Below are 13,829 nucleotides of genomic sequence, written 5' to 3'. Positions count from 1 at the left end.
AATGGGGCTGTCGGTTAATACCGATTTTTGACTCCTGACAAACAGGACGGGGACAATCCCGCAGAATACGGACTTTTTTGAGCCGTTATTCTGTCGGAGACTGCCTCCGTCCTGTTTGTAAACGCTATTTTAGGGCGCAATAACCCCTTGGCTGGATTTTTCAGAGCGCTCCTCTGGTTAAGCCGCTTCCTGCTCCTTTTTCCCTTCAAATTTTTCGATTTCCTGATGTAAAAACCGATGATATTTCATGATGTTCCGCCCTATGGCATACAGCATGAACTCTTTATATACTTTCTCTTTCGAACGGTAGTTAAAACGACGGAAGTTTTCGTTCTCTTTGATATCTCCAAAGTGACCCTCTGTCTGGATCGACCGTGTCTGACGTTTCAGGATCCCTTCTTCACTCTGGATATTCGTGTTGGACTCCTCCCTCAGTTCTTCCCAGCGTTCATTGATCTTCATGACCTTGTTCTGGTCCGGATTCTTTTCGGGATTGTATTTATAAAGACATTTCGATTTATATTCACATTCACTGCAGTCCGCACAGCCGTATACCTCTATTGTCTGTGTGTAGCCGTCCTGTTCTTTGCTTTCTGTCCGGATATGGTGCAGTTCTCTTCCGTCATGGCAGATATAATAGTGCTCATTCTCAAAAACGGCGTATGTCATGTTGTAATACTTCCCGATGTCTTCTTTGTATGCCCGTGTCTTCCTCTTCTCATGGTCCTGCAGCTTGATGAAGCTGCGGATCCTGTTCTCTTTCAGATACAGCAGGTTCTTTTCACTGCAGTAGCCGCTGTCGGCAGTGACTGCCTCCAGCTTATCCCCAAACGCTTTCCTGTGTTTTTCCAGAACTGGGATCAGCGTGTTGTAGTCTGTCCGGTCATTGCTTACATATCCGTGGACAATAAAGTAATTTTCTACTGCGATCTGGACGTTATAGGCAGGTTTTAACTGCCCGTTCATCATATGGTCCTCTTTCATCCGCATGAATGTCGCTTCCAGATCTGTCTTAGAATAGCTGTTGCGGTCTTTCCCCATGATCTTAAAGCATTCTTTATACTCCATCAGGCGCTTTCCGCATTCTTCCAGTCCCTCATAAAGTTTCTGGATCTCCGGCTTACGCATTCCCTTCCCGAAAACAAACTCAATCCCTTCTCCCTCTGCAATCCGCATCAGGTTCTTCTGCAGTTTCCGGATTTCAAGCGGGGAACAATGATCGATCTCGATTATGGTATTATTAGGGATCTTCTTATGCTTTGTCAGTTTCCGCTCCCTGTTCTTTTGGATGATCTTCCTGACTTTGTCCATCCCCTCAATCACAAACATATGTGCATCCCCAAGGTCATATTTCGGGCCATACCCATTGTCCAGCAGGAAAGCGTTGTACTTTGTATAAAGGGCATCAATCGTATCCAGCAGGCCTGCAAGATGGTAATTCAGGCTGCCCCGCCAGACAAAGGTATATCTGTTGGCATTTGCCTCCAGTTTCGTTCCATCGATATAAAGTTCTTTCAGTGTAAGAAACCCTTCTTTTTCCAGGCGGCGCATGAACTGGTAATTCAATTCATCCAGGACTTCCCCTGTGAGCTTTTTGCCTTTAAAATCGTAAAAAACATCCCTTTGAGGCTTCTGCCCTTTCGTCAGCCAGATAAAAGCAAGGTCTCTCTGGCACAGATCAACAATCCGGTCAACGGCCCGGACTCCGCGCATGTTTGCGTAGGTAACGACAGCATACAGCATGATTGGGTTAAACCCGGTTCTTCCCTTGTTTGGATAACAGGCCAGCAGGCCTGAAAAATCTAATTCCTCCATCACTTTTTTCAGGGTATAGACTGGATCGTCATCGGGTAGACTCAATTCGAAGAAACTGAAGTTAATTTTCTGTTGCCCAATTTCAAAAAAGTCGTTATAATAATCTTGTTTTTGCATAGTTCCATTATAACATGGAACGGAGAGAAAGATGGTTGTCGTTAGCCATCTTTTTCTCTTTTTACAGGATAAATTTCAGGGGCAGTTGTGACTCATGCGAGTCACAACTGCCCCTGTTTTGGACTATCTATTTCCCGACAGCCCCAGCTGTCATCTTTCCGGCACTGCTGATGGCAGGATTACGTATCATCCAAAAGATTTAGAGCATGCTTGCTATTTCCCTCTGTTTATACTATACTGACCACAGTGCCGGCGGCAGCCAGGCATCAAAATGTTTGAAAAAATATGAAAACACAAAAAGGAGCAACTGACTATGAAATTTATATACCCTGCGGTATTCCGCAAAAATGAAGACGGCGGCTTCCGCGCATTCTTCCCGGATCTTGAATGCTGCGAGGCTTCCGGCGCCACACTGGACGACGCCATTGATAATGCCAACGAGGCATGCAGGAACTGGATCACAGTGGAACTCGAGGAAGAAGAGCCGCTCCTTCCCTATGTGTCTGAGATCGAGGACATCGAAACAGAAGAAGGAGATATCGTGAGAAATATCTCCGTGAATATCCGGTTTTACGAAGGATGGGATGAATAGCGCAGACATTTTATATGCAATTCATCCGCTCGCATCCTCTACACAAACGAAAAACTCAGGGGCAACTTCCCAAAATAAAGGAACTGCTCCTGAGTTTTTAATAGGTCTATCTTCCAGCTATATCAATCCAGATCATCCGCCATATACCATTCCGTCAGTTCTTCATCATAAACTAACACCATGCCATCCGCCACTGTACCCGGACCATAATCCCACACTTCTGCGGATTCATCCGCCAGGAAGATCAATTTGTTGTCTGCGATTTCAAAGGTATATATATCTTGCGGCTCATCGCTGAACTCATCCGTTAAGATCAATTTCCCGTCAGCCGCTTCATAACCGCCGGATGCAATATAGCTCGAGGCTGAATGAACGTGAAAATCCCCCTCTCCGTTCGGATAAAGGTTGAGTTTGGGACCAATCCCTCGAGCGCTTTCCACATCCTGCGGCCATTGCGGGAATGATCATTATAACTAAAAGCAGCCTCCACATTTTTGCCGCGCCGTGCAGAGCTCTGTACTTCCGTTTAAAAACTTCTTTCATAACAATTCACCTCCTGACTATTTTCCTGAAAATCCGCTCTCTCTTCTTCTGTCTTAAGCTTACAATATCTCCCTGTTTATTTCCACCCAAACATTCTGTACATACAGCATGATATTTCTCCGCCTCTTTTCCGAATACCTGATACACTTCTGTAATCCGTAAGCGGATATACGAAATCAGATGATCACAGGCAGGCAATCCCAGGCAGACATTCACAGGCAGACATTCGCAGACAGATAAAACGAGGGCGTCAGCACTGACCTGATATTCAGTGCTGACGCCCCGTTTCATCTCTTGTATTTGTAATATATTTTATCTTCGTCCTGTTCTGTCCCCGCCGGACTGGACTTTTTCCGCCCTGGCTGTCCGGGGTCTTCTCTCCCCGGCCGTCCTTTACTCTTCTGTCTCCGCCTTCACTTCCAGCCCCAGCTCGTCAAGCTGCTTCTGGTCTGCCGGTGTCGGCGCCTCTGTCATCAGGCAGGACGCGTCCTTGATCTTCGGGAACGCAATCACGTCGCGGATGCTGTCCTGTTTTGCCATGAGCATGACAAGACGGTCCAGACCGTAGGCAAGCCCTGCGTGCGGCGGCACTCCGTATTTAAATGCCTCGAGCAGGAACCCGAACTGGGTGTGCGCCTGCTCTTTTGTAAATCCAAGCGCCTCGAACATCTTCTCCTGGATGTCGTTCTGATGGATCCTGACGCTTCCGCCTCCGATCTCATTTCCGTTGAGCACGATATCGTAAGCCTTCGCGCGCACTTCCCCGAGTTTTCCCTGCTCCAGGAGCGGAAGGTCCTCTTCCATAGGCATGGTAAACGGATGGTGCATAGCGAGATAACGTCCCTGCTCATCGCTCCACTCGAACTGCGGGAACTCTGTGATCCACACAAAGCGGAATTCATCTTTATCTAAGAGATCCAGCTCTTTTGCCAGCTCCACGCGGAGCGCTCCGAGAGAATCCCATACGACTTTATTTTTGTCAGCCGCAAAGAGGAGCAGGTCGCCCGGCTGCCCGTCCATAGCGATGATGAGAGCGGACATCTCTTCCTCGCTCATGAACTTGGCGAAAGAGGATTTCACGCTTCCATCCTCCTGGAGAGCGATGTACGCAAGCCCTTTCGCGCCATAGTCTTTTACAAATGCAGTCAGCTTGTCGATCTTCTTTCTCGGCATCGCGCCCTGGCCCTTGGCATTGATGCCGCGCACGCTGCCGCCGTTCTCGATAGCGCCTGTGAACACGCCGAAGCCGCATCCTTTCACTACGTCCGTCACATTGGTCAACTCCATACCGAAGCGCAGATCCGGCTTGTCGGAACCGAAGCGGTCCATTGCCTCCTGCCATGTCATGCGCTGGATCGGGAGCTGTACATCCACATCCAGCACCTCTTTAAAGAGCTTCGCAAGGTATCTCTCATTGACATCGATCACGTCATCCACGTCCACGAAAGACAGCTCCATGTCGATCTGTGTGAACTCGGGCTGGCGGTCCGCTCTTAAGTCCTCGTCGCGGAAGCATCTGGCGATCTGGATATAGCGGTCAAACCCGGAGCACATCAGGAGCTGCTTGTAGAGCTGCGGAGACTGGGGCAGCCCGTAGAAACATCCCGGATGCACACGGCTGGGCACGAGATAATCTCTCGCTCCCTCCGGAGTCGTCTTTCCCAGCATGGGGGTCTCGATCTCAAGGAAGCCTTCCTCAGAGAAGAACTGGCGGGTCAGGGTCATGACCTGGCTCTTCATCATGAGGTTGCGCTGCAGGTCCGGCCTTCTCAGGTCGAGATAGCGGTATTTCAGACGCACCTCTTCTTTTGTCTTTGCATTCTCCTCGATTGGGAACGGAGGAGTCTGGGATTCAGAAAGGATACGCAGTTCACTCGGGATGACCTCGATCTCTCCTGTCGCGATCCTGTCATTCACCGCGCCGGAACGTCTCGCCACTTCTCCCACGATCGCCACCGCGTACTCGGAGCGCAGCGACGCTGCCTTCTCAAGGAGCGCTGCGTCTGTCTTCCCTTCCTCGCACACTACCTGGATAATGCCGGAGCGGTCGCGCACATCCGTGAACACAAGTCCGCCCTTATTCCTGTTCTTCTGCACCCATCCCATGATGGTCACTTTCTCACCCACATTTGCCGCGGTGAGCTCGCCGCAGCGGTGAGTCCTCTTAAGCCCTTTCATTGACTCAGCCATTGTACACCTCCGTAATATCTGTATATCCCTGTTCTGCAAGCTGTTCCTTCTGGAACTTCTTGTTCTTCTTCATATTGGCCAGCATGACCTGATACCCGTTCTCCCGGTCCGCGCGCGCCTGCGCCAGCACCTCAAGGAGTTTCTCCTGGGGCAGCTTCTTCTCCAGGAGATATGCCTTTTTCTTCTTCCCTGTCGGCACCTGATAGCCGCGCTCAAGAAGGAGCATGACAATGCGCTCGAAGCCGATGGAGAATCCTACCGCCGGGGTATCCTGACCGGTGAACTTTCCGATCATCTCATCATAGCGTCCGCCGCCGCCGACGCTGCCGCCGAACTCATCCATGGAAATCTCGAAGATCGTTCCTGTGTAATAGGACATGCCCCTCACGAGCGTGGGGTCAAAGCTCATCTTAAAGTCTGCTTCCTTCTGGCTCTCCACGCTGGTGATGATCATTTCCAGTGAATCTGCCGCCTCAGGCGCGAGATAGCCTTCCAGTTTCTCTTTACACTTGCGGACACCCTCCACATCGTTCGTAATCTCCTGAAAGAGCGCGAGATATTTTTCCACCGAATCTTCCGCATAGCCGTTCTCCTTTAACTCAGCCGCCACGCCGTCCATGCCGATCTTGTCCATCTTGTCCAGAGTGATGAACACGCTGTCATAATCCTTTTCCTCAAATCCGCTGTACGCTGCCATTGCCTTTAAGAAACGGCGGTCATTAATGCGGATCGTAAAATTCTTAAAATCCAGCTTCCCGAGAAGGGTAGTCGTCGCCAGGATCAGCTCGATCTCCGCCAGGTTTGACGGCTCGCCCAGGATATCGATATCGCACTGCATAAACTGGCGGTAGCGCCCTCTCTGGGGACGGTCCGCCCTCCACACATTGCCCATCTGGAGCGCCTTAAAAGGAGAGGGCAGCTCATTCGCGTGGTTCGCGTAATATCTGGAAAGGGGAACTGTCAGGTCATAACGCAGCCCGCCGTCTACCAGGTCCGCCTCTTCCTTTGCCTCATCGATCTTTAACTTTTCCCCGCGTTTTAAGATCTTAAATATGAGTTTCTCATTGTCCCCGCCCTGCTTGCTGCACAGGTTCTCGATGTGCTCTACGCAGGGGGTCTCCATGGAGGAGAACCCGAAGGTCCTGTATGTGTCTTTGATCAGCCCGATCACATAATCCCTGATCTCCATTTCGGCGGGCATGATATCTTTCATGCCGGTAACCGGTTTCTTCTTCAGCGCCATAGCCATTCTCCTTTTCGTTCTATCATTTCATCGATCCGGTCGATGTACTCTGTGATATTCTTTACATTTTCCACATGGACGAGGTCGATCTCTTTGCCCTTTTCCGTCCGTATGGGCTTCTCAAGCAGCACCTTTGTGGACGCGCCCGCGCCCGCGGCAAGGATGGTCTGCTTTTCTTCCATAATCAGTATATTGTATATTCCCGCTTTGTCAAGCTTCGCATAGCCCACATTTTCAAAATTCCCGGCGATATTCTTCTGGCGGTACAGATAATACGGCTTGAGCCCCATCTTCTCCGCGCTCTTCGCCGCGGCGTCCACCATCTGGGAGATCTCGGAATGGAGATCCATGGTCCGCCCCTCCTGCCCGAACTTCGCGGCCCGCTTGATGGCAAGGGAATGGACGGTCAGGCTGTCCGGCTGCATGGCCTCGATCCGGGACAGGGTATTCTCCATGTCCGCCGCATTCTCCCCCGGGAGCCCTGCGATCAGGTCCATGTTAATATTGTCAAATCCCATCCGCCGGGCCATTGCATACGCCTCGCAGACATCTTCCACGGTGTGTCTGCGCCCCACCAGATCCAGCGTCTTCTGCTGCATGGTCTGGGGGTTGATGGAGATCCTTGTGACAGGAAATTCTCTCAGCACGGCAAGCTTTTCCTCTGTGATGCTGTCCGGGCGTCCCGCCTCCACGGTAAACTCCACGGTATGGCTCAGGTCGAAATTCTCCGTGATCTCCGTGAGCAGTCTCCTGAGCAGATCCGGCTCCAGCGTAGTCGGCGTGCCTCCGCCAATGTACACAGTATCCGGGTACCGCCCCTGCGCCATCCTCCCGATGGCCCGGAGTTCTCTGACCAACGCATCCAGGTAACTGTCCACTCTGTCCTTCCACACTCCGATGGGCGAGGAGCTGAAAGAACAGTAGGAGCACACGCTCGGGCAGAACGGGATCCCCGCATACAGGCTGAACCCGCCGCGGCAGTCAAGCTTCTCCAAAAGCGCCTTCTCCCGGCAGGCGATCTCATATCCCAGCTCCGCCTTTGCCGGAGTGACAAAATATTCTTTCGCGAGAAACCCTGTGATCTCCTCTCTTGCCTTCCCCTCCTCCAGCATCTGCATCGGCAGCTTAGTCGGGCGGACTCCCGTAAGAGTCCCCCATGCAAGCTCCCTGCCGGACTCTTCGCACAGAAAGCAGTAGACTCTCCGGGTCACCGCGCGCTTCTCCGCCTGCGCGGCATCCTCTTCAGAGCCGTGAAAACACGCCGCATCCTGCGCCGGTTCTCCCGCAATGTCCCCCGGCGCAAGGGAAAAGCAAGAGCCTCCGGGGAGCTTCAGCCCCACGAGAGATTCTTGCTTTTCATCAACCTTCTGCACGATTTCCTCATCCGGGAAAAATGCCTTTGTGATATGATATACATTATAAGTGAATTTCGTCTTTTTACATGCGATCTCGATCATGTCTCTGTTTTCCTATATAAATGGATTATATTTCTTCTCGTATCCGATGGTCGTCTCTTCCATATGTCCCGGATACACCTTCGTATCATCCGGCAGGACGAAGAGCCTGTCGCGGACTGAGCTTACGAGCTGGCCCATGCTGCCTGTCGGAAGGTCTGTCCGCCCCACAGATCCATGGAAGAGAGTATCCCCGCTGAACAGTGTCTTTTCCTTCTCTATATAATAACAGCATCCGCCAATTGTATGGCCCGGAGTGTAGACGACCCGGATCTCAAATCCCGCGATCCTGAGTTCCTGACGGTTGGTCACATAGTCCGCTCCCGAAAACGAATACGGCTGCCCGAGCATGGACGCAGAAGAGTTTAACTGCTCACTCTCCAACACGTCCCTCTCCGCCTCGTGCGCATACACGGGCACAGGAAATTCTTTCAGGAGCGCGTCCAGCCCCATGATATGGTCAAAATGCCCGTGTGTCAGCAGGACCGCTTTTACGGTCAGCCCTGCATTTTTGATATAGCTTACAAACTCCGGCGGGCATGTGGCAGGGTCAACGATAAAGCACTCTTTCGTCTCCTCATTGATCCCGATATAGCAGTTCGTCGCCACAGGCCCGAGCACAAATTTTCCGACTTTCATATGTTTTCCCTTCTCCTATCCTGCGGTCCTCTCGATATCCAGGATGCCGTCCACCTGGCGCAGCTTTTCGATCACACTGTTCAGCTCCTCGCGGCCGTGCACGATAAATCCGGTGTCAATGGTAGCGGTCCCTTTCTTGCTGGTGCGGATGTTCATGGATTTCACATCAATCTTTGCCTCTGTGAACACTCTGGATATATCCATGAGCAGGCCCTGGCGGTCATTTCCGTACATTTTCAGCTCAGCCAGATACTGTCCGCCGCCTTCTGTCTCTTCGGGATCCTCCCACTCCGCCTCGATCAGCCTGCCCCGCTCCGCCTCGGAAAGATGGAGCATGTTGACACAGTCCGTGCGGTGGATGGACATGCCTCTGCCCCTTGTGACAAAGCCCACGATCTCATCCCCGGGCACCGGGTTGCAGCATTTGGAGAAGCGCACCGCCATGTCGTTGATGCCCTTGACCACGATGCCGCTCTTGGATTTGGCGATGTGGACCTTTTTGCTGTTCGCCTCGGAGATCCGCTCCAGGATCGTCTCGTCTGTGATCTCCTTTTTGTGTTCTTTTTCGTATTCCTCGAAAAGCCGGTTCACGACCTGGCCTTCTTTCAGGCCGCCGTGCCCGATCGCCGCCAGCACTGCGTCCCAGTCGCGGAACCCGTACTTTTTCTGCACGATCTGCATGTATTTCGGTCTCAGGATATCCTGCAGATTGATGGATTTGCTCCGGCAGTAGGAGACGATCAGCTCCTTGCCCCGGATGATATTATCTTCTTTAAACTCTTTCTTAAACCACTGGTTGATCTTATTCTTCGCCTGGGTGCTCTTGACGATATTCAGCCAGTCACGGCTCGGTCCCTTGGAATTCTGGGACGTCAGGATCTCGATCCTGTCGCCGTTCTGGATCTTGTAGTCGATATTTACCAGCTTGCCATTGACCCTTGCGCCGACCATCTTGTTGCCCACCGCGCTGTGGATCGCATAGGCGAAGTCCACCGGCGTGGAACCATTGGGCAGGTTCTTCACATCCCCGTTCGGGGTAAAGCAGTACACATCCTCCGCGAACAGATCCAGGTCGCCTTTTAACAGGCTTAAAAACTCCCGGTTGTCGGACATGTCCCGCTGCCACTCCAGGATCTGGCGCAGCCAGTTCAGCTTCGCCTCCTGGGACTCCATGCTCTTCGCCGCATCCGCGCCCTCTTTATACTTCCAGTGCGCCGCGATACCATATTCCGCAGTCTTGTGCATCTCTTCCGTTCGGATCTGGATCTCAAAAGGCTGCCCGGACGGTCCCATCAGGGTCGTGTGCAGCGACTGGTACATATTCGGCTTCGGCATTGCGATATAATCTTTAAAGCGCCCCGGGATCGGAGTGTACATCTCATGGATCACTCCCAGGGCCGCGTAACAGTCTTTTACCGTGTCAACGATAATACGCACGGCGAACAGGTCGTACACCTGGTCCAGCGTCTTATTCTGGTTGACCATTTTTTTATAAATGCTGAAGAAATGTTTCACGCGCCCGTACACCTTTGCCTTAATGTGGGCGTTGGCCATATGCCTGGAAACTTCCGCCACGATCTGCTGGACAAATTCTTCCCTCTCGGTCTTGCGGGCGTTCAGGTCCTTCACGAGCTGGTTGTATACGTCCGGCTTCCAGTATTTCAGCGACAGATCGTCAAGCTCTGTCTTGATCTTTGAGATACCGAGCCTCTGGGCGATGGGAGCGTAGATGTCCATCGTCTCTCTTGCCTTCTCCTGCTGCTTCGCCGGAGTCATAAATTCCAGCGTGCGCATATTGTGGAGACGGTCCGCCAGTTTAATGATGATCACCCGGATATCCTTTGCCATGGCGAGGAACATCTTCCTCAAGTTCTCCGCCTGGACTTCCAGCTTATCCTGGGAATAGCTGAGCTGACCCAGCTTTGTGACGCCGTCCACCAGAAGGGCGACCTCCTCGCCGAACTCCCTTGTGACATCTTCCAGCGTCATCTCTGTATCTTCCACCGCATCGTGGAGCATTCCCGCCACGATCGTCTCTTTGTCCATCTCCAGGTCCGCCAGGATGATCCCCACCCAGAGCGGATGGATAATGTACGGCTCCCCGGACTTCCTCACCTGGTCTTTGTGGGCTTCCCGCCCGATGCGGTATGCCTTCTCGATCATGGAGATATCCGTGGAAGGATGGTATTTCCTCACCCGGGCGACCAGCGCCTGGTAGAGCTGCTCCGGGTCCTGATAGTCTTCCGGCGCTTTTACCGCGTGACCGTCCACAATCTCCAGGTTTTTATTCAACTGTACATATTCCGGTGTGCCTGCCATATCAGATCCCCCTTCCGATCACGGCCTGTCCCAGCCTCATGATCATGTCTGCAATAGTATTAGTATAGCATTAATTCCGGTTTTTTCAAATATTTTTATGCTGTGAGCCTGCAAAATCCGCTGTTTTTTGACATGGCAGACAAAAAGCAGACAATGACTGTCATCACATTTTCCTTGAACACTGCACCCGGATATGCTATATTGTAAATGAAAAAGGGAAACCTTAAGCGGCTTACCCAAAAACAATTGACTGTTACTTACAAACAGCCGTCATTATTGCGAGTAATGGCGGCTATTTCTTTCCCTTGAAGATCTGATAACACAGACTGACAAGGGCAACAATGAAGATCAACAACTGGAACAAGTCCGAGTATGTAACGTTCATTGGCATCGCCCTCCTTTCTTTCGTCTGGAGGGTTTGCCCCTCCGAAAAGATCAGAGGGTAAGCCGCCCGGCTTTGTTTTCCCTGTCCATATACTACCATATGCGCAGACAGCGCACAATACTGTTTCTCTTCCGCCCCTCACTGGTAATCCACGATCGTAACCTGGACATTCCTCCGCCCCATGTACTCATTCACAGACGGATAGTATGTAAAAGCCATGACCTTCTTCTCTTCCATCGTCTTCAGGCATTTCTCCACATCGCCGAAATACACTGCCTCCATCTGATTCCCCTGCATATCTTCCAGACGGCATTTCAGGACATTCCGATTCTTCCCGAAAATGCGCGGACTGATCACTCTCAGGTCCTTTCCCGCAAATAACGGCTTTGGATTTCCCTTTCCAAACGGCTCGAGGAGTTCCAGCTCCTGCACGAGCTGCTCCGTGATATAAGGGAAGGGAAGCTGCATGTCAATGGATACCTTTTCCTGTAGATCCTCCTCTGTCAGGTCGCAGAGAGTGTTGATCGTCTCCCGGAATCTCTGCACATTCCCCTCCTCGAGGGACAGCCCCGCCGCCAGCTTATGCCCGCCGAATTTCGTAAACAATGCTCTGCACCTGCACATCTGAGCGAACATATCATAGGCTTCGATGGACCGTCCGGATCCTTTCACCCCATCCTCAGCCTTTGTCAGTACAAAGACCGGGCGGTAATACCGCTCCCGGATCCTGCCCGCGATGATCCCGGCGATGCTCTCGTGGCAGTCCGGCAGATAGACGACCAGCACACGGTCATCTTTCAGGGATGTGGTCTCGATCAGGTTGACCGCCTCCGCCACCCCGCGCTCTGTCATCTCCTTGCGGCTGTCGTTGAGGGCTTTGAGGTCCTCCGCCAGCATCACCGCATCGCGACGTGTCCTGGCATTCAGCAGTTCCAGCGCCCGCTTCGCGGTGTCCAGCCTTCCGCTGGCATTGATGCAGGGACCGATGACAAAGCCGATATGGTAGGCGTTCAGTCGGTCCACGTCAATGCCCGTGCATTCGATCAGCGCCTTTAAGCCCGGATTCTGCGTGCGCTTGAGCATCTCCAGCCCCTGTTTCACGAAGATCCGGTTCTCCCCGGTCAGATCCATCACATCTCCCACCGTGGCGATGGCTACGTTCTCCATCAGATAATCCATGTCCTCGGGATCTCTCTGCATGACATTATAGAGTGCTTCCACCAGCTTATACGCCACCGCTGCTCCGCACAGTCCCTTGAAGGGATACCCGCAGTCCGCCCGGTGAGGATCCGCCACTGCGTCCGCCTTGGGAATGATGTACTCCTTCTCCCCGTCCATCTCAATATACGGCACTTCATGGTGGTCCGTCACAACGACAGTCAGCCCGTTATCCTTTGCATACGCGATCTCCTCTGACGCCGCGATCCCATTGTCGCAGGTCACGATCGTATCGATGCCGTCATCGATGGCCCGGTCGATGAGCATCCGATTGAGCCCGTACCCGTCTTTGATCCGGTCCGGGATATCTGTGTCCACGTCCGCCCCAAGTCCGGACAGACCTTCCTGGAGGATATAGGTGGCGTTGACACCGTCTATGTCATAATCCCCGATCACACGGATCCGCTTCTCCTCCCGGATCTTCTCCGCGAGGATCTCCACCGCGCAGTCCATATCCTTCATCAGCATACCGTCGTACAGGTCCGCGATCGTCCCGTTCAGATAGAAGTCAATGGCATCATCCCCGATGATATCCCGGTTGCGGATCAGGCGCGCCACGATCGGAGAGATATGGTACTTCTCCCCGATCCTGTTAAAGTCTGCTTTTTTCATTGTGATAAACCAGCGCTGCATCCTGTATGCCTCCTTCATTTTTACCTTTTATATATATCATTGATCCGGACAAAAGTAAAGACGGGCGCGCTTTATGCGGAAGATGTCTCATTCCGCATAAAGCGCGCCCGTGTTCATCAAATTTATGGAGCCGCCTGACTGTGTATGTCAGCTGTATGCCAATATATGGTCCCGCCTTACAATGGAGCGATCGCCGTCACTATCCATCCCGCGGTGTACGATCTCCTCTGCCACCGGACCCGCGATCCCGCTGTACAGCAGCATGGATATGCCTGTATGTTCTTCCCCGGCATCATGGCTGACCGCAGTTTCCATGGTAAGCCCTGCCGCATTCAGCACGGATTCGATCACCCATGTCCCCGTTATAAACAGGAGCTGTATCATCAATATCAGGCTGAAAAACACAGCGAACGTCCGAAACCGCATCCTTTTCCCGGTTTCCGCAAATACGTCTGTCTTTTTGCCGAACAGGATGTTTCTTACAAAGAGGACAGCCACGCCGGCTGCCACGCCGATGATATACCCTGCCCCCTCAGCTTCACCCCGGTTCATTCCGCCCCGCAGGAAAACTGCTGTGCTGCCCATTGCTATGAGTATCATGACAAGAAAGTACCAGATCAGCCCTCTTATGATATAGCCGGTCTCCTTTCGGAAAAGCTTCCTCTGCCCACGCTCCATCTC

At 52.3% G+C, this 13,829-nt stretch carries 10 protein-coding genes; 1 reads left to right on the top strand and 9 read right to left on the bottom strand.

Features of this window, described 5'->3' with window-relative positions:
• Positions 1 to 177: 177 nt before the first annotated feature.
• Positions 178 to 1,932, bottom strand: coding sequence for an IS1182 family transposase (locus tag B5G27_RS12670; protein ID WP_087179227.1), 1,755 nt, complete (start codon positions 1,930 to 1,932; stop codon positions 178 to 180).
• A 313-nt stretch (positions 1,933 to 2,245) separates the two neighbouring features.
• On the opposite strand from B5G27_RS12670, the gene B5G27_RS12665 reads away from it, so the two are divergent.
• Positions 2,246 to 2,524: a type II toxin-antitoxin system HicB family antitoxin gene (locus B5G27_RS12665; RefSeq protein ID WP_087179226.1), complete on the top strand. Its 279-nt coding sequence runs from the start codon at positions 2,246 to 2,248 to the stop codon at positions 2,522 to 2,524.
• 122 nt (positions 2,525 to 2,646) lie between these two features.
• Here B5G27_RS12665 and B5G27_RS15870 read toward each other — a convergent pair whose 3' ends face one another.
• The 8 genes from B5G27_RS15870 to B5G27_RS12610 form a co-directional block, all read right to left on the bottom strand.
• Positions 2,647 to 2,964, bottom strand: a complete 318-nt coding sequence (locus B5G27_RS15870; protein ID WP_143449721.1) for a hypothetical protein — start codon at positions 2,962 to 2,964, stop codon at positions 2,647 to 2,649.
• A gap of 496 nt (positions 2,965 to 3,460) precedes the next feature.
• Positions 3,461 to 5,257, bottom strand: a complete 1,797-nt coding sequence (gene aspS / locus B5G27_RS12645; protein ID WP_087179222.1) for an aspartate--tRNA ligase — start codon at positions 5,255 to 5,257, stop codon at positions 3,461 to 3,463.
• Positions 5,250 to 6,500 carry a histidine--tRNA ligase gene (hisS, locus tag B5G27_RS12640; protein WP_087179221.1) on the bottom strand — a complete coding sequence of 417 codons (1,251 nt, stop codon included), beginning with the start codon at positions 6,498 to 6,500 and terminating at the stop codon, positions 5,250 to 5,252. Before hisS ends, aspS begins: the two co-directional genes overlap by 8 nt.
• A complete protein-coding gene (gene hemZ, locus B5G27_RS12635; RefSeq protein WP_087179220.1) occupies positions 6,491 to 7,957 on the bottom strand; it encodes a coproporphyrinogen dehydrogenase HemZ in 1,467 nt (488 codons plus the stop codon). The genes hisS and hemZ overlap by 10 nt, the downstream gene beginning before the upstream one ends.
• Before the next feature lie 12 nt (positions 7,958 to 7,969).
• Entirely contained in the window at positions 7,970 to 8,593 is a 624-nt protein-coding gene (locus B5G27_RS12630) for an MBL fold metallo-hydrolase (RefSeq protein ID WP_087179219.1), read from the bottom strand.
• Between the two features lie 15 nt (positions 8,594 to 8,608).
• Positions 8,609 to 10,912: a RelA/SpoT family protein gene (locus B5G27_RS12625; protein WP_087179218.1), complete on the bottom strand. Its 2,304-nt coding sequence runs from the start codon at positions 10,910 to 10,912 to the stop codon at positions 8,609 to 8,611.
• 523 nt (positions 10,913 to 11,435) lie between these two features.
• A complete protein-coding gene (gene recJ / locus B5G27_RS12615; protein WP_087179216.1) occupies positions 11,436 to 13,148 on the bottom strand; it encodes a single-stranded-DNA-specific exonuclease RecJ in 1,713 nt (570 codons plus the stop codon).
• Positions 13,149 to 13,295: 147 nt separating this feature from the next.
• The gene (locus B5G27_RS12610) at positions 13,296 to 13,826 is read right to left on the bottom strand and encodes a hypothetical protein (protein ID WP_087179215.1); all 531 of its coding nucleotides are present in this window, start codon (positions 13,824 to 13,826) and stop codon (positions 13,296 to 13,298) included.
• Positions 13,827 to 13,829: the final 3 nt, after the last annotated feature.

Origin of the sequence: Lachnoclostridium sp. An76 (assembly GCF_002161355.1) — a bacterium.
GTDB classification, from domain to species: Bacteria; Bacillota; Clostridia; order Lachnospirales; family Lachnospiraceae; genus Mediterraneibacter; species Mediterraneibacter caccavium.
Note: the sequence above shows the minus strand (reverse complement) of the source record. Positions and strands in the feature narration are given on the sequence as shown.